This is a genomic window from Flexithrix dorotheae DSM 6795 (assembly GCF_000379765.1).
In the GTDB taxonomy this organism is placed as follows: domain Bacteria; phylum Bacteroidota; class Bacteroidia; order Cytophagales; family Flammeovirgaceae; genus Flexithrix; species Flexithrix dorotheae.
The window spans coordinates 196,511-214,972 of record NZ_KB903487.1; the positions used below are offsets into that span (position 1 = coordinate 196,511).

Below are 18,462 nucleotides of genomic sequence, written 5' to 3' on the forward strand. Positions count from 1 at the left end.
CTTATTCTTCTACCAAAAGACTTTTTTCTCCTTTATGGTGACCATTTTTCCCATTTAATTTTTTGGAAAATACCTTACCTCTGTCTCCTTCTTCTAATTTATGGCCATTAGAATTGCCGTTAAATTTCTTTTTTTTAATCACCTCCTTTATTTTGAGTTGAATGGCTTTTATTTTTTTGTCCTTTAAGTAATTAGTAAACTCAAATTCAAATAAGGGAGCTTTCGGAAGGCTAACCACATTAAACTTTTTAGCTACTTGCTTGTCTTTCTGTAGACATTCAATAAACAAACTAATTAATTTAGGTTGGTCATTTGGGGAAAGCAGGTTCTGAATATTTTCTTTTTGCAAAGAATCCCTGGATATTCCAGTCAGTTTTTCAAAAGAAGAATTTTGAAGCAGAATCTTCCCTGAAGCATTCATAAGCACAATACTGTTACCAGAATTCTCTATTTCATTCAGTTTTGAAGAATTATTGTTGGTTTCTTTGCTGCTTTGGCTTTTTATATTTGCTGTTGATTCCCCATTGTTTTGTGATGACTTTGTGTCAACTTTTTTTTTGCTATCCGGCAAACCCTTCTCCATTTTTTCGTCTATATCAGGCGTAGGAGAATTATTATTTTCAATTTGCACTTCCAACACGAATCCTGTCATGGAAGAAGTTTGGGCAACATTTCTAATGTTAAAAGTTACAGCCAGTACATTCCCGTGATTATCTTTTAGTGGGGTATTGAGGTTTACCAGCTGATCCGGGTTTTCGGCTAGGAAATCCAGTTTTTCCCCAAGCAATTCACTACTAGCAGGTTCCATGTAGTCAAAAACTCTGGCTTTGAGGGAATAACCAAGTAAGGATTTTGCAGCAGGACTTAAGTATTTAATCTTAGAAGTTTTATCGATAAAAAGTAGTGGAGATGAAATATTTCCTAATAAAACATTGTAAAATTTAGCCCTGAAAAGCAATTCAGATTCCCTTTTGGCCACTTTGCTAAAATCATTAATCTGGAACAAGAACTTATCGTCTTTTCCTTCCTCACTAATTCTGGTTCCTGTTACTTCAGCCTGAATCCATTCTCCCTCTTTACTTTTTATTCTAAGCCTGTTTGGCTGGCCGTTGGTTTCAGTTCCAGCCAATTGTTCAATCTGGCCTTTTTCCTCATCGTGGAGCAGATCTGGAAATTTTGTATTTTCCAGTTCTTCAGAAGAATATCCAAATTTGGAAACGCCTTTTGAAGAAAAATCTATTGAAAAATTTTGATCAGTTCTGATGAAAGCACTTGAGGAGTTATTCAAAAAATCCTCAAAAAGTGGGTGCTCGTTATTTTCCCGGTCTACTTCAACTATTTTCTCTTTTATTTCAACAATTTGTTTGGGCTCATTTAATTGAACTAAAATTCCGTTTACAGCTTCGTCCTGAAGAAGATTAGTTAATACTAATTCTCCTTCAACCAAATAGTCGGTTGAAGGAGAAAATTTAATGGGAACAGTCAAGGTTAAACCTTCTTCTCCTAAAACTTCCTCAAAAGCAAGGTTTACGGCTTCCAGGTTTTCAGGAGCTACAAAATCGAACCCGTAGTGCCCTTTCCTGCTTTCATTATTTTTCTCAAATTGTTTTCTCATTGCCTTATTCTCGTAAATAATATCTGCAGATTTATTTACAAGGGCAATCATACCCGGAGTTTCTTCAAGTAGTGATTTATAAAATTGCTGGTCCTCACTTTCTTTCCTTTCTTCCACTACCTCAACCACTTTTTTCACCTTCTTCAATTCTACCAAAATCTGATCTTCCCCATTTTTTCCCGGTAGTAAATTGAAATAGCAATCAAATTCATCAGCAATTCCCAAATTAGATTTTAGTGGGATAGATAGCAATAATTCAGGTCTTCTTTCAGAAATTACTGCATTTACTGCCTCAGTATACTTTTCAATATATCCGGATTCAAGCAGGTCATCAAATCGAAAATCCCGGTCAGTGGGTTCGGTTTCAAATACCTGTATATTCTCTTTGAAGGCTTTGTTTGAATAATTTACCCGACCTTGTGGATCAATTATTACAATTAATTCAGAGGCATTTTCTACTGTAGCTTCAAAAACATTTTCTTCAGTTTCTACAAAGGTGGTAATATCCACCATGGATACCCAAATGCCTTTTAAACGGTTGTTTTCTACTATTCCAAATAAACCCCTTATAGCTTTGCGATCTTCTGAAAGCGAAACTTCTTCATGAAAAAGTTTATATCCGTTTTCAATAAATCTTTGAATGGTTTTTTCTTTATCTTCCAGGCCTAAAACCTGCTTCAGATCAAATTCCTTTACTGATTGTGGCGATTTTAGGGAAAATAAATCGGAAAATGCATCATTAAAATGAGCTACTTTGGTTAAGCTGATTAATGACTTGGTTTGTTCTTCAATACTGAGGTTAATATTATGATTGGCTTCAAGATCAAACTTTCCAATAGCAGTATCGCTGCTATTAAAAAATGCTGCATAATCCTGATGGGATTCTTTTAATTCTTTTTGGTTTCTTGAAGAGTGATTAATAGTCAGGTAGAGTTTGAAAAAGCCTATCAGGGCTTTGGCAATTTCCAAATCATTATTAGACCAATGCCTTGTACTCTTTTTTTGTTCAAACCAGAATACCCCCAGCGTTTTGTTTTCAACCACAATGGAAACAATCATTATAGATCTCACCCCACTGCTTTTAAAGTAATAATCACCTAGCTCTTCCAGTTTTTTATCCATCCATGCCTTATCACTAATGATATGCGGTTCGGTTTTTATATTTCCGATCAGGTTGATGTGATTGGAAGTCGAAATTGTTTCCCCAAAGGAATGCTGATCATTTTCCTTGTCGTAAATATTCCGGCAGGTTAGTTCACTGCCTAAGCTGTTGAAAAGCCAAATTCCCGCACGATGAACTTTTAGATTTTTAGTAGCCTCCTTGGTGATAATTTCGAAAAAGGATTTAAGGTCAAATTTTGAATAATCGAATGTCAAGCCTTTGTTAAGGAAGGCAATCTGATCCTCCCTTTCCTGCACAGATGATTCTTTCTCTTTTAATTTTTTATTGGATTGTTCTACTTCTTTGGCAGATTTATTTTCACTACTAAAAAGAAATATTCCAACAATAATAACAATTAGTGCCCCAAGTCCTGATGCAATGAGGGACATCAGGTTAATTTCATCTGGTTTTTCCAGATATACATTAAAATTATCATATACCAACCACCCGGTGGCTAGTAATGATTGAAAGGTCAATACAAAAATTAATAAAATTTTGTATGATGATCCGTTTTGCTGGGGTGAAGAATCTTGGTTTGGCATGTGATTAATCCAAAATTTTCAAAAAATATTTTTTGCTAAGCTAATAAATTAATTTCAGTTTTTTCCTATTTTGGGAATTAGCTTTTTTTGTAAACAGTCCTAATTACCAATTAGTTATGTAATATAAGAAAGTTTTTGATTATTTGAAAAGTGATAAAAAATTATTGGTATTTGAATCAACTGAAAATTCCTGTTCAATTTTTTTTCGAGCCATTTTTCCAAGCTCATTTCTAAGTGGCGAATCAAGGATTAGTTTTTCCAGGTAATTGTACCAGTCTTCTTCCTGTTTACAGATAAATCCATTAACACTTTGATCTACAATTTTGGAATTCACACCTACAGGAGAAACCAGTGCGGGAATACCCAGGGCCATGTACTGGAGGGCTTTGAAACCACATTTCCCCTGCGCCCAAATATCATCCTTAAGTGGCATAAGGCCCACATTGAAAGTAAGTAAATCATCAATTTCAGTATCTTTTTCCCACTTTTTGAAAACAAAGGATTTCAGTGGAAAATTGGGGTTTTCATTGCAAATGATCTTAAACTCAAAATCATGTTCCTTTTCCAGTTTGGAAATAACCGGAAGGAGGTCTTCCAGGTACTTGATAGTAGTAAGGGTACCAGTCCAGCCAATAATAATTTTTTCAGTTTCCTGATCTTTTATTTGGTTGTGGTGGTGAAGTGTATCGATGGTAGTAGGATTAACTAAAACATCTGGGCAATAATTCAACGCAAAATTTTTGAGGTATTCATTGCCTGCACTGGCCTTATAACTCCAAGAAAGAATACTTTTTACTTTACTATACCATTTTAGCTTATTGAAAGCTTTATTATGCACAGAATAATTTGGTAGCCAGATGGCATCATCAAAATCATAAATAATCTTTTTCCCCAGGATTTGGGAAATGATAAATTCAAAAACTGGCGGGCCTATGTGGCTGGCTTCCCTGTGGATAAATATGAAATCGTATTGCCCCAAAAAAAACATCAACCAAAACCGTTTCGCAAATGCCTTCATCATACCAAATGCCTTTCCCAAAAACATACCTGGTTTGTGTAAAATATTCCAGGTTTTTAAGTCAATAAAAGGAATATAATCATATTCAATAGCATTTTTATTGAGGGCATTTAGGTATTGCTCGAATCGAAACCTTTGGGAGGGCGCAATGCCTTTGGGATATGGTGCTAGAATTAGTATTTTCATAAAAGAACTTCTCTATAGACCTGGGAATAGTTCTCAACCCCTTTAGACAAGGAATAAAACTCTTCCGCTCCATCAATAATTCTTTTTTTATCAAGATTTAGTATTTGATCCAAATTGTCAATTGCCTGATCGTAACAGTTATCTGAAAATTCATTGACCAAATAACCTGATTTATATTTTTCCACCACATAATCGGTATCTCCAACTCCGCTGTTACAAATTAAAGGGATGCCCATATTCATAATTTCCCCTTGTTTTGTTGGTGAAGAAGCTTTTTTGGAAAAAACCGGTTTGATAAAAAATATGGACAAGCTGGAAAAAGAAAGCAATAATGGCACTTCTTCTCTATCTGCTTTTTTTATTTTAATATTTTCTATTGGGATATCATTTTTCAGGGCTTCTGCGTGAATTTTTTCAGGAGATTCTGCAGTGATAAATAGAAAAATGGCATCCTTTTTCTTAAGTAACAACCTTTTAAAAAAAGCCATCATTTCCGGCAACATATACCAGGTGCCAATCGAACCCAAATAACTCATTACAAAAGAATTATCTGCTATTTGAAGTGTTTCCTGTAGCTTTTTTCTCTTTCCTATACAAATATTTTCATTTCGAAAATGATTAGTATCCACACAGCAGGGAATTACTTTAATTGGAATAGGCTGGCTGTTCACTTCCTTCCAGGAATGGATAATTTTTTCTCCGGAATGGGTGAGGGAAATGCTGTGGTCCGCCTCAGAGAAATATTCGATTTCCTTCTTTTTGAAATAATTATATATCCGCTTAAAAACAGGATTGTCCAGATTCCAAATTCCTCCATCTACTCTTTCATCTGGGAAAAAACCTCTCATATCAAAAATGAACTTTATGCCATATGTTCTTTTTAACCACAACCCGATAAGGGCTGTGATATAACTTCGGCAATGAACAATTTTAAAGCGGTTTTTCTGGTGTAATTTTTTAACTTTCTGTTTGATTTGCCAGATATCGAACAAAGTGGAAAGTACCGGTGGTTGCTTGGTATAAGTCAGTGGAATCCATTTAATTCCGGACTTCAAGGTGATTGTCTTGATATGTTCAATTCTACCTTCATTTTCCTCTTTTTCGAAGCTAATCAGGGTGATTTCATAACCGTTTTTGGAAAGCCCGGTTAGGTATGGCAAAACCTGAGACTGTCCCAAAGGATCAGTCATGCCATCGTATGAAAGGTATAATGTTGGGATTTTGTTAGTCATAAAAAATGATTACTAGGTTTTTGAAATTCAGTAAGTTTCTAAGCAGAGAGAATTAAATTTCATCATTTTCCATTAACCATTTGTGTAAAATGATTAGAGCCCAAATTCTATTATATAAAAAATCAGCCCCATTAAAAAAATCTTCTTTAAGCTTTTCCACTGCTTCAGGTCTTACAATGCCAAATTGCACAACCACATTTTTATCCAGATATTTTTCAATAAGGTATAGCAACTGGTTTTTAAGCCAGCTCCCCATAGGAATTGAAAACCCCCACTTTGGTCGATCAAATAATGATTTAGGGAGATAGCTGTATAATACTTCTTTTAATAAATATTTGGAGCTGCCTTTTTTTACCTTAAGCTGACTATCCAGGTTGAGTGCAAATTCTACAATTCTATGATCTAAAAGAGGAACCCTTACTTCCAGAGAATGATGCATGGAGGCCATATCAACTTTCACTAAAAGATCGTCTTTCAGGTAATTTTTAAGGTCATAAAATGCTTGTTCTTCCTGAATGTCCAGGATTCTTCCACTTATTTCAAATTTTGCTTTAAATCTTTTTTCATTCTTGTACTTATCCGTCAATAAGTTATTTGTAAGTTCTTTATGACTAAATAAGTATTGCTCCTGAGAGAATATGTGACTTTTCAGGTCTGTATTGGAATTAAAATCGAAAAGTGAAGATGCTCTTTTATTTCGCTGGCTTCCGGAATATTTTAGATAGGTATGAATAATTGGTCTAAAGCTTTTGAGCATAGGATTATCCAGACGCTTGGCCCAGTTGTACATACCATAGCCCATAAAGAGTTCGTCTCCTCCGTCTCCGGAAAGTGCTACAGATACATGTTTTTTAGCCATTTCCGAAACTAATAGCGTTGGAATGGCTGAAGAATCGGCAAAAGGCTGATCATAAATATTGAGCAGATTTTCTACCTGTAAAATGGCTTCATCTTCAGATAAAATAAATTCGTGATGATCTGTTTTAAGTGCTTTGGCTACCTCTTTAGCATACTGACTTTCATTGAATTTGGCCTCTTTAAATCCTATTGAAAATGTCTTTATAGGTTGAGAAGAAAGGTTTTGGGCAATGGCCGTTACTGTGCTGGAATCAATTCCACCACTGAGAAAAGTACCCAGTGGAACATCACTTACCATTCTTTTTTCTACGGCACTTTCCAAAATACTTTTTAAGTTCTTTTTCGCCTTATCCTCCTCACTAAATACTTTATTGGCAATTTTAGTATCAGGTTCCCAGAATGGTAATAATTTTATATCCCCTGATTCAATAATGGCGAAATGCCCTGCTGGGAATTTGTTGATTTTTTCGTAGATAGAGTGATTTCCCGGTATGTAGCCAAGGTGTAGAAAATCACCAATGGCCTGTTTATTTAAGGTTAAAGCACCTTTTGGCAATATTTTTTTGAATCCTTTTAATTCAGAAGAAAAAATGAAATTATTCCCTTCCTGAAAATAATACAAAGGCTTAATTCCCAACCTGTCCCGAAATAGATAAAGTTTTTTTTCTTCCTTGTCATAAATTGCAATGGCAAACATTCCATTCAGACGGCTTACCATGCTTGGCCCCCAAAGCGCGAAAGATTCTATAATAACCTCAGTGTCACAGGAAGTTTTAAATTCTAATTCATCTCCTACTGCAATTTCTTCTGAATTTTCCTGATTTTGGCTTTCTGGTGTTTGAAATGGTTTCTTTTGGTTTTTGAAGGCTAAAACCTGGTTTTTCAATTCCTGAAAATTATAAACTTCACCATTATATACAATTAAATACCTGCCACAACTGGATTCGAAGGGTTGGTTAGCTCCTTCCGATAAATCGAGAATACTCAATCGTTGATGTCCAAGGCCAATCCCGTCTTTTTCATTGAAATAAAGCCCTTCAGCATCCGGTCCCCGGTGTTTGAGTGAAGTTGTAAATGTTTGGAGATTTTCCCTGGAATAATCCATGGAAAGAAAGCCTGCAATTCCACACATAAAGTTTAAAAAATTAGAGTTCTGAGTGATCAGCTAAAAAAATGGAAACGAATTACAAAAGATTGAACGGAGGAAAATCAGATTTCGCACAGCGGAATTAAAAAATAATATGCTTTTTTTGACTTATTTGAATCCCAAAAAAATCAAAAAAAAGGAACTAATGATTAATTAGTTCCTGAATTGTTTCTTTTAGAATTTAAGAGTTTTATTTCCACTCTTCTATTCAATTCCCTTCCATCCTTTTCATCGTCATTTGTGGCAATAGGCATTGTTTCCCCATATCCTTTTGCGATTACTCTTTCCTTTTCGATTCCTCTTTCAATGATGTAAAGTGCAATCGCTTTTGCCCTGTGATCTGATAATTGCATATTGCTTTCCTGGCTCCCTAAATTATCTGTATGACCGCCAACTTCAATGATTATTTCTTCATTTGTCTGAAGAAAATTTGAGATCTCATCTAATTGAGGATAAAATACTTCCTTTATTACTGAGGCATTTAAATCAAAATACATAAAAAGCCTTATGGATTTTCCTAATTCCATAGAGGCTACTGTTTTGCTGACTTTCTTTCCAAGAGTTGAATTTTTAGATTCATTTGAAGCCAAGACTTCAGTATTTTCTGTATTTGTAACTTCAGTTTCCTCAGTGTTTGCTATTTGTGGTCCGTTAGAAGGGAGAGTAAATTCAGTTTCTTCTCCATTTTTCTTAGGTTTGGTTTTACCAGGACTGGCCACAGCTACCATTGGCGATTCAATGAACTCTCCATTTGTTTTTTCATTTTTGAAATCAGCTAATGAAACTTTGTAATCAATTAGTTCATTTTCAATTTTTCCCAAATTAATTTCAATATATTGATCATCACCATCTCCCTTTATGGTAGATTTTGTGTGCTCATCTACAGGAATAGTCACTACATAATTGCCATCTTTATCCGTGGTAGTGGTTATGGTCTCATTATTATCCAGTTCAATGGTAATTTCCTGATTGGTAAGTGGCTCGTTAGTTTCCTTATCTACAGCTTTTCCTGCCACTTCTACTTTATTAAATAAAAGAGCCTGATATAAATCCTGGCCTCCAAATCCGCCTGTTCTGGAAGAAGAGAAATAGGCCATTTTGCCGAAAGTGATAAAATATAAATCATCGAAAAGGGAATTGATCGGGCTTCCCATATTCACAGGTTTTGCCCATTGCTGGTTTGCCTCGTCCAGGTGAGTTTTGAATATATCAAAACCTCCCATAGAACCATGCCCTTTTGAAGCAAAATAAAAGGTGCCATCTTCTGCAATGTAGGGAGAATCTTCGTCATAAGGGGTATTTAAGCCTAAAAGTGGCTCAGGCTCAGACCATTCTTCCTCTTCTTCATCGAAATGAGAAACATACAAGTCAAGATTGCCATCATAGCTTTCGAAGTTGGAAGAAAAATAAATTGTGTTGCCATCATCGGTAAAGAAACAATGAGATTCATTAGCCGGAGTGTTTATGCCTTTTAGTTTTTGGCCGGCTTCCCACATGCCATCATGAATTTCCGATATATATAAGTCCCCATTATAATAAGTTACCATTTGGGTATCATCTCCTACTATCTGAACTGTTGCATCATTTCCACTTTCCGACTCATTTGTCAGTGGCTCCGGTGTAGACCAGTTAAAGTTTTCATCCAAGGAAACAATATAAATATTTTCAAAATCCATAGGATTATTCATGATACTGTCTCTATGCCTGAAATCATTCCTGGAAGTGTATAAAATTGTTTTATGATCCGAAAAGGCAATTGTACTGTATTCATGATGCCTGGTGTTGATCTTAGCTCCTAAATTTTTTACAACATAAGGCATTTCTTTTTCTAAGTGATCCTTTGCACTTGCAATTTGTTCCTTAAGGTTTTGCACATCTATGCCCGGACTATTAAGTCCCTCCAGTCCTTTAACCAATTCCTCTGCCTCATCAAAATGCCCGTTCATATGCTTGGCTTTTGCTAAATAATATTTATAAGCAGGATGGCTATTGGCGACTTCACTATCCTGAATTGCATTCAGGTATTCCAGGGCCTTTTTTGGTGAGTGAAAAATGAGGTGGCAAATGCCCGCATAGTACTTAGCCTCTGTATTGTCAGGGTCTTGATAAAGTACATCGAGGAAATAATTATAGGCCTCAATATCTCTTTCATTTTCCAATTCTTTTTTACCTTTTTTGAGTAACTTTTCGATATCCTGGGCAAAAAGATCATTATGCTGGACCATCGTAAACACGCAAAAACTGAAGATTATTAAAAATCGCTTCATAAGATGATAATATAATTTTCTGGAATTGACTAACGCTCTAGTGATTAAATATTTAAATTTCCAGATGTATTGGGATTATAATTCTTAATTTTAAAGTACTTGGCTGGATTTTAATTCCTTTGATAAAAAAGTATTTTCCAGATAAAAAAAACTGGTTATTTGGTCCTAATTGAATTCAGATATTATAAACGTGATAATTATTATTTATTTAATTAGGGCAAAAAATTAGATAAAATGACACGTTTTTATCTAATTAAATATTTAATAAGTACAATAAATCACTTGCTGGGAAGTAAAGGGAGGTACATACTAACTTTAAATATGCTAAAGCGAATAAAGGTGGTAACCTGTTAGGCTTTTGGTCACTAAATAAAATGGAAACAATTCAAACTAGAATAAACCAATTAATCTATTTTTTCGATAAGGGGGTTTGGGAAGTGGAGGAAAAAGCTTTACCCAAAACAAAAAAGTTTTTACTAACTCAGCTAAGAGTTCTATTACTTACGGGAAAAGCTTTTACTCAAAATAAATGTGTTTTAAGAGCTTCTGCACTTACTTTTTATTCATTGCTTTCTATAGTACCCATTATAGCCATGGCTTTTGGAATTGCTAAAGGTTTTGGACTGGAAGGAGCTTTGGAAAGGGAAATGAAAGAGGAGTTTGCCAACCAGCCTTCGGTTTTCAATCAGGCATTTGACTTTGCTCATAACTTACTCACTAACACCAGCGGAGGAGTGATTGCCGGTTTAGGTTTGCTTCTTTTACTTTATAGCGTACTGAAGCTTTTTAACAATATAGAAGATTCCTTTAATGCGATCTGGAATATTCAGAAAGGAAGAACTTTGATCAGAAAGTTTACAGATTACATGACTTTTATGATCATTTCCCCGGTTCTTTTTGTATTAGCTAGTAGTGTTACTGTATTTATTTCTTCCCAAATCGAAATTTTAACCCAAAAATTTGAATTATTAGGCTTTTTCGGTCCGGTGATTTTTTTATTGTTAGAGCTTTTACCTTATTCCATTATTTGGTTATTACTTTCACTGCTGTACATTGTGATTCCCAACATTAATGTGAAGATCCAATATGGAATTACAGCAGGCATTATCGCAGGAACGGCATACCAGGCCACACAATGGTTTTATATCAATTTTCAGATTGGAGTGGCAAAAGCAAATGCTATTTATGGAAGTTTTGCCGCTTTGCCTCTTTTTCTAGCCTGGTTGCAGCTAAGTTGGCTAATTGTACTTTTTGGGGCTCAGTTTTCCTGTTGTGCCCAACATTACAGGAAATTTGTACCACATACCAAATTGAAAAACATTAACCCATATACTGAAAAGTTAATTGCTTTAGTAATTTGTCAGTTTATAATTAAAAGGTTTGAAGCTGGAGAAAAGGCCCCTTCAGCTACAGAAATTTCTAAAAAATTGGAGTTGCCCTTCCTGACAGTGGAAAATACCCTTAAGATGTTAATCAAATCAAAGTTAATATCGGATGTGAGAATTGCAGAAAAGAAGACCAAACATTACCAACCCGCATTGGATATAGGAAAAATAGACCTGGGATATGCCATTCAATCCATTGAAAAACTAGGGAAAAAAGGTGAACACCACCTTAAAGGTGAAATCGCCAAATCATTTTCTCATGCTTTAGAGGAAATTGAAAACTCAATGCATGCTCATCCTTCCAATAAACTTTTAAAGGATATGTGAGAAAAGCAGAAAAAAACGGAAGTAGAAATCTGTTTTTATTATTCTACTTCCGTTTTTGAATTTAGTATAAGGAGGGAAATGATTAATGATATTCGTTTCCTTTTTTTTCTTTTACATCAGCTACAAATTGCTTTATTCTTTGCTCCTGATCTTTTTTACAGATTAATAGCACATTCCCATTCTCGGCAATAATAAAATCATCAAGCCCCTGAGCTACCACAAGGCGATCAGAATTCATTTTAATAAGTGTATTATTGGTTTCGTATGTTAAAATATTACCGTGCAACACATTATCATCTTCATTTTTCTCAGAAACCTCAAATAATGATTTCCAGGTACCGAGATCAGACCATCCGAAATCACCCCTCATCACATAAACATTTTCATCTTTCTCCATGATACCGAAGTCAATAGAAATATTTCTGCATTTGGAATAGGTTGATTTTATTTTATCATTTTCTTCATTAGAATAATAAATGCTTCCCAAATCAAACAGACTTCCCACATCAGGCAGGTGTTTTTCAAAGCTATTGATTATGGTGGAGGCTTTCCAGATGAAAATACCTGCATTCCATGCAAAATCGCCACTTTCGAGGAATTTCTGCGCCAACTCTAAATTTGGTTTTTCAGTAAAGGTTTTAACCTTATTCAGTGGACCTAATTTTTTATCTTCCAAAACCTGAATATAACCATATCCGGTATCTGGCCGGCTAGGCTCAATTCCAATGGTAACCAGAATCTCATTTTTTTCAGCTTCGGAAAGTGCGGCATTTACTACTTCTTTAAAAGCAGCTTCTTTCAATATTATATGGTCGGCCGGAGAGATAATTAAATTGGCCTCTGGATTTTTTTGAGCAATTTTATAACTGGCATATGCCACGCATGGAGCTGTATTTCGCATGACCGGTTCCAAAAGGATTTGCTCATCCTGCATGAATGGCAATTGTTCTTTTACCAAATCATAATAATCTTCATTGGTTACAATGTAAATGTTCTCATCTGGGCAGATTCCTTTGAATCTATCAGCAGTTTGCTGTAATAGTGTTTTTCCAGTTCCTAAAATATCCTGAAACTGCTTCGGATGGTTGGTTCTGCTAAATGGCCAAAATCTACTTCCAATTCCCCCGGCCATAATGATTACATAATTATTGTTCATGTGTATAAATTTTAAATTACAGCTTGTTCAAGCTTGTATTAAATGAATGAGTTGAAAATTATTATTGAAAAAATCTGAATAATATTCAGGAACCTAATTTTTTTAAAGTTATAAAAAGACAATCTCCTTCAAAAAATTTTCACCTAAATGCTCGTTAATTCTTTTTAATATAATACTTTGAGACAGAATTAAATCATTTTTTAATGGTGCAGAGCTTAGTTCTACAAATAATTTGTTGTTTTTTACAAATATTCTGTTGGTTCTTGAAGAGACAGATTGCCCCATTACCTTTCCCCACAATTCTACCACTAGTGCAAACTTATATCTATTCTCCATTCTCATGGATTTAAACATATCCTGCAAAGCGTCTTTAAGTGGCTGGGCATCGTTCTTTCTTGTATTTTTCCTTTTGGATGGAAATCTATATTTCATGTTTTGTTGGCATTATCTACTTCAAAAATGAGAATGAAGTTTAAAGCGTAAATTTAAAGGATCGCTTTGTATAATTATGAAAATCATGATTAATCAAAAATGATTGTTTTATTTCCATCAATAAATACCCTGTCATCGAACACAGATTTTAGGGCTTTTGCAAGCACTATTTTTTCCACATCCTTTCCCGCTTTCGACATATCTTTTGCCGTCATTTTATGATCTACATGAGTAATATCCTGTAAAATAATTGGTCCTTCGTCCAATTCATTATTTACGAAATGAGCTGTTGCACCAATAATCTTCACACCTCTGTTATAAGCTTGTTTGTAAGGATTTGCCCCAATAAAAGCCGGTAGAAAAGAATGATGGATATTAATGATATTATTGGAAAACCTGGCTATAAAATCGGGTGAGAGAATTCTCATATACTTCGCCAAAATAACATATTCGGGGTTATAAGACTGAATTATTTCGGCTACTTTGTTTTCATGGATATTCCTGTCCAGGTTTTCATGGGAAATGAAATGATACGGAATATCAAACTTTTTTGTAAAATCTTCCAGTGTATTATGGTTGCTAATTACCGCCTTTATATTGGCATTTAAGTCACCAAAGTGATGCCGTACCAGTAAATCTCCCAAACAGTGGTATTCCTTTGTGGCTAATACTACGATATCCTTTTTCTTTTTTCTGTGGAAATTGATATTGGCATCTTCAGGCAATACCGCTTTTAATTCCTTGGTTAGTTTCTCCCTGCTGAAATCACCAATCAATTCCGTTCTCATAAAGAAGTGATTGTTTTCCCTGTCCACATATTCACTATTGCCAATCATGTTAAAGCTATGACTGTACAAAATCTCGGAAATTTTGTGTACCAGGCCTTTTTCATCAGTACAATCAATGAGTAATATATAGTTTTTCTCCTTTGTCATCCTCTACTAAAGCTTTTTCAATTTTTTCTCCAGGTAATTTTCGAACTCCCCAAGGTTAAGTGCATTTAAAGTCATTTCTTTAGTAAGTCCTGCTTTTCTGCCTACCAACAATCCATATTTCATATCGTGATAACCATCTTTCTCATGGGCATCGGGATTTATACTGATCATAATGTTTTGATCAATAGCATATTTCACCCATCTCCAGTCCAGATCAAGTCTCCAGGGATTGGCATTAATTTCAATGGCTACATTGTGCTTTGCACAGGCATCTATCACAGCCTTATGGTCAATTGGATATCCCTCCCTTTTCAGCAACAATCGGCCGGTGGGATGTCCCAATATTGTGGTATAAGGATTTTCGATGGCTTTAATTAACCGTTCTGTAGCTTTCTCCATATTCATATTGAGATTGGAATGAATACTGGCCACAATAAAATCGAAAGTTTTTAGGACCTCTTCCGGATAATCCAGGCTTCCATCATTTAAGATATCAGATTCGATTCCCTTAAATATTTTAAATGGGGCCAGTTTTTGATTTAACTCATTTATTTCAGCGTGTTGTTTTACAATTCTGTCTTCATCAAGGCCATTGGCATAAAATGCTGAAACCGAATGATCAGAAATACCTAAATATTCGTAGCCTAATTCTTTACAATACTTAGCCATTTCCTCGAGAGAGTGCTTTCCATCACTGTATGTGCTATGGTTGTGCAAAATCCCCTTTAAATCCCCGAGTTCTACCAGTTTGGGTAATGTTTTATTTTTGGCCTGTTCTAACTCAAAAAATCCCTCCCGCATTTCTGAAGGAATAAATTGAAGTTCATTGGCCTCATAGAGTTTTTCTTCTGATTCCCAGGTATTTAATTCAGCCTGGCTTCTCAAACTTTTTCCCTGATGATTTAGATATGCCAAATGAGCCGCAGAAGCTGAATTAAGAAATAACTGGCTGGTAAAATTTTCCTCAGATGCAAATTTTATTTCTACTGATACTCCATTTTCATTCACAGTTCCTTTCCAGGAAAACGGGCCGGAAATCAATTCCTCATAAGTCATCCACTTTTCCCCACTCAGGATTTTTTTAATCTCATCGATATTTGCTGAGCCTACTACCAATTGGATTTTATTCACCACCTCGAGACTCCGTCTTAATTGACCAGAAATTTCAACTTTTGACTTTACACCCGAGTTTTCAATAAGTTCTTTTAATTTAATCCCAAAAGGTTCTGCATCAGCATATCGGAGTTTATGTGCATTAGACCTGATATATTCAATTTGTTCGATAATTAAATCTTCAGTTTTGGCACCGAAACCTTTTAATTGGGAAATTTGATGAGCCTTGCAGGCCTCCAATAACTCCTGGATGGTTTCAATTCCCAATTCTTTCCAGATCGTTTTGATTTTTTTTGCACCAATGCCTTTTATATCCAGCATTTCAATTACTCCGGCTGGAGTATTTTCCACCAATTCATTTAGCTCGGCAAATGACCCTAAATGATTGATTTCAATAATTTTTTCAGCCATTCCCTTTTTTATATCAAGGGCAATTAGCTCCTCAAGCGTTTTTTCTTCCAGGGCTTCTTCCATGCGTTCCAGCACAAATACAATACTGCCAAATGCTCTTATTTTAAAAGGATTGGCGCCATGAAGTTCTAATAAGGAAGAGGCTAATTTAAATTGCTTTACAATTTCTTTATTGGTCAAAATAACAAGGTTTTATAGACAAAAAATAAAAGGCTTTGTCAACCAAAAGCAGGTGGACAAAAGGTCAGTTTTTCAATTTATTTTTAAAATTAATTAAAATTCTTCCAAGGAAATAAAGAAGATTCAAATAAGTGTATCAATAATCAATACTCCAACTAATCCCATTACTGCAACAATTGTTTCCATGGCGGACCAGGATTTAAAAGTTTGGGCAATGGAAAGATTAAAATATTCTTTGAACATCCAGAAACCTGCGTCATTTACATTGGAAAGGATCAGGCTTCCGGCACCGGTGGCAAGTACCATTAATTCCGGATTAACTCCTGTGGTAGCAATTAATGGGGAAACAATTCCGGCAGCGGTAAGCCCGGCCACAGTGGCAGAACCAAGGGAAATTCTTAATGCACCTGCTATTCCCCAGGCCAAAATATATGGAGATAAATCAGAGTCTTTCATTAAATCTGCAATATAATCCCCAACACCACTATCTATTAAAACCTGTTTAAATGCACCACCACCACCAATTATCAATAGAATCATAGCGATACTTTTTACAGATTCTGTTAACTGGTTCATCACTTCCTCCACTTTTTTGCCCCTGTTTATACCCAGTGTGAAAATAGCCACTAAAACTGCAAGAAGCAGTGATATCACAGGATTGCCCAGAAATCCGAAAATCATATTCACGGGATTATCTTCAGGAAGAATTAATTTGAAAATTCCAGAAATGGCCATTAAAAGTACCGGAATTAAGGCTGTAAGAATAGAAGTAGAAAGTGAAGGTAATTCTTCCTCTTTTAGTGCCTTGGTTTCAAATAATCCTTTTGGAGGAGTTACTTTGATATTCTTCAAAAAGTTGGAAAACAACGGGCCTGCCAAAACAATGGTAGGGATGGCAATTACAATCCCATAAATTAGTGTTAGAGTGATGTCAGCATCAAAAATCACGGAAATGGCAGTAGGGCCAGGGTGTGGGGGAAGAAAACCATGGGTTACGGATAAAGAGGCGACCATGGGAATTCCGACATATAAAAGTGGCAGCCCGGTTGTACTGGCGATGGTGAAAATAATGGGGACCAAAATCACAAACCCTGCAGAATAAAACATGGGAATACCCACAATAAATCCGGTGAATACTATTGCCCACTGTACGTTTTTTATACCAAATTTTTTAATCAGGCTGGAAGTTATTTTTTGTGCCGCTCCACTTTCGGCAATCAATACCCCAAGCATAGCTCCAAATCCCAAAATTAAAGTTAGAGAACCTAAGGTGCTCCCCACTCCGTGTTGAATGGAATTAACCACCTCCACAGCCGGCATCCCCTCAGCCAGGCCCACTCCTATGGAAACTATTATTAAGGCTACAAAAGAGTTGAGCCTGAATTTAATCATTAAAAAAAGAAGTGTAACAATACCGAAAAATACGATAAGTAAAGGCATTTGAAGTTTCAGTTTAAGTTTAATAAAGTGTTAATTTTGTTGAGAAATTGACCATAATGAATATATTGCTATTGGAATTCAAAAGCTTAAAAATTCATTTGAATAATGATCAAGAAAGTAGGTGAAAATACCTGAAATAATACCAAATATAGCGATCTGAAACGAATAAGTGATATCAGGTGTTAATACTTTACTTTTGATTGAATACCTTTGTGTAATACCTTGTAAAAGTTAATTGCAATTTTTTTATGAAATTGAATATTCAAGAAGAAAACGGATTTAAATTTTTAGATGAAGGTGAAGGTGATATCCTGATTTTACTGCATGGTTTATTTGGCGCATTGAGTAACTGGTCTGGATTTACCTCTCATTTTTCAAAAACTCACAGGGTAATCATTCCAATGATGCCCATTTATGATATGCCATTGAAAGAGGCTGGATTAGCGGGATTAGTGAAGTTTATCGAATCATTTATTGAATTTAAAAATCTGGATGATTTTACAATTGTCGGAAATTCTCTTGGGGGTCATGTGGGGTTAATATATACTTTAGCTAATAGAGAGAAGGTAAATAAACTGGTATTAACAGGAAGTTCTGGTTTATTTGAAAATACTATGGGAGGGTCTTATCCCAAAAGGGGAAATTACGAATTTGTGAAAAAGAAGGTGGCTTATACTTTTTATAGTCCTGAAGTAGCGACCAAGGAATTGGTAGATGAAGTGTTTGAAACAACTTCAAGTATCCCAAAATGTATGAGAATTGTGGCAATTGCCAGATCGGCTCAGAAGCATAATCTTGCAAGTGAATTGCCAAAAATAGATGTGCCCACACTATTAATCTGGGGATTGAATGATACAATTACCCCTCCAATGGTGGCACATGAATTTAATAGATTGATTCCAAATTCAAGTCTCCGGTTTATTGATAAGTGTGGACATGCACCAATGATGGAGCATCCTGAAAAGTTTAATAGAATTTTTGAAAACTTTTTAGAGCAAAATAAGGTATTAATTTAAGCTGAAGCTCGTTATTTGGGTACTACTTCTAATCAGAAGG

General features: G+C 35.2%; 12 protein-coding genes. 2 read left to right on the forward strand and 10 right to left on the reverse strand.

Going from position 1 to position 18,462, the window contains the following annotated elements:
- Position 1 precedes the first annotated feature (1 nt).
- The 5 genes from A3EM_RS0134435 to A3EM_RS0134455 form a co-directional block, all read right to left on the reverse strand.
- Positions 2 to 3,319 carry a PAS domain S-box protein gene (locus A3EM_RS0134435; RefSeq protein WP_020532811.1) on the reverse strand — a complete coding sequence of 1,106 codons (3,318 nt, stop codon included), beginning with the start codon at positions 3,317 to 3,319 and terminating at the stop codon, positions 2 to 4.
- A gap of 139 nt (positions 3,320 to 3,458) precedes the next feature.
- Positions 3,459 to 4,523 carry a glycosyltransferase gene (locus tag A3EM_RS0134440; protein ID WP_020532812.1) on the reverse strand — a complete coding sequence of 355 codons (1,065 nt, stop codon included), beginning with the start codon at positions 4,521 to 4,523 and terminating at the stop codon, positions 3,459 to 3,461.
- Complete coding sequence (locus A3EM_RS0134445; RefSeq protein ID WP_020532813.1) at positions 4,520 to 5,755, reverse strand: glycosyltransferase; 1,236 nt, start codon at positions 5,753 to 5,755, stop codon at positions 4,520 to 4,522. Before A3EM_RS0134445 ends, A3EM_RS0134440 begins: the two co-directional genes overlap by 4 nt.
- A 52-nt stretch (positions 5,756 to 5,807) precedes the next feature.
- Positions 5,808 to 7,745, reverse strand: a complete 1,938-nt coding sequence (gene asnB, locus A3EM_RS44560; RefSeq protein ID WP_020532814.1) for an asparagine synthase (glutamine-hydrolyzing) — start codon at positions 7,743 to 7,745, stop codon at positions 5,808 to 5,810.
- A 164-nt stretch (positions 7,746 to 7,909) separates the two neighbouring features.
- On the reverse strand, positions 7,910 to 10,027 hold the full coding sequence (locus tag A3EM_RS0134455) for an OmpA family protein (RefSeq protein WP_083925359.1): 2,118 nt from the start codon (positions 10,025 to 10,027) through the stop codon (positions 7,910 to 7,912).
- A 374-nt stretch (positions 10,028 to 10,401) separates the two neighbouring features.
- Here A3EM_RS0134455 and A3EM_RS0134460 point away from each other — a divergent pair, with 374 nt between their 5' ends.
- Positions 10,402 to 11,739 (forward strand): YihY/virulence factor BrkB family protein, encoded by a 1,338-nt coding sequence (locus A3EM_RS0134460; RefSeq protein WP_020532816.1) that lies wholly within the window; start codon positions 10,402 to 10,404, stop codon positions 11,737 to 11,739.
- An 82-nt stretch (positions 11,740 to 11,821) separates the two neighbouring features.
- Here the strand turns inward: A3EM_RS0134460 and A3EM_RS0134465 are convergent, their stop codons facing one another.
- From A3EM_RS0134465 to A3EM_RS0134485, 5 genes are all read right to left on the reverse strand, one after another.
- On the reverse strand, positions 11,822 to 12,895 hold the full coding sequence (locus A3EM_RS0134465) for a mannose-1-phosphate guanylyltransferase (protein ID WP_020532817.1): 1,074 nt from the start codon (positions 12,893 to 12,895) through the stop codon (positions 11,822 to 11,824).
- A 108-nt stretch (positions 12,896 to 13,003) separates the two neighbouring features.
- Entirely contained in the window at positions 13,004 to 13,327 is a 324-nt protein-coding gene (locus A3EM_RS0134470) for a DciA family protein (RefSeq protein ID WP_020532818.1), read from the reverse strand.
- Positions 13,328 to 13,416: 89 nt separating this feature from the next.
- Complete coding sequence (gene purU / locus A3EM_RS0134475; RefSeq protein ID WP_020532819.1) at positions 13,417 to 14,262, reverse strand: formyltetrahydrofolate deformylase; 846 nt, start codon at positions 14,260 to 14,262, stop codon at positions 13,417 to 13,419.
- Between the two features lie 6 nt (positions 14,263 to 14,268).
- On the reverse strand, positions 14,269 to 15,966 hold the full coding sequence (locus A3EM_RS0134480) for a DNA polymerase/3'-5' exonuclease PolX (protein ID WP_020532820.1): 1,698 nt from the start codon (positions 15,964 to 15,966) through the stop codon (positions 14,269 to 14,271).
- A gap of 123 nt (positions 15,967 to 16,089) precedes the next feature.
- The gene (locus tag A3EM_RS0134485; protein ID WP_026210761.1) at positions 16,090 to 17,406 is read right to left on the reverse strand and encodes a gluconate:H+ symporter; all 1,317 of its coding nucleotides are present in this window, start codon (positions 17,404 to 17,406) and stop codon (positions 16,090 to 16,092) included.
- Positions 17,407 to 17,654: 248 nt separating this feature from the next.
- Between A3EM_RS0134485 and A3EM_RS0134490 the strand changes: the two genes are divergently transcribed.
- The gene (locus A3EM_RS0134490; protein ID WP_020532822.1) at positions 17,655 to 18,422 is read left to right on the forward strand and encodes an alpha/beta fold hydrolase; all 768 of its coding nucleotides are present in this window, start codon (positions 17,655 to 17,657) and stop codon (positions 18,420 to 18,422) included.
- The last annotated feature ends 40 nt before the right edge of the window (positions 18,423 to 18,462 follow it).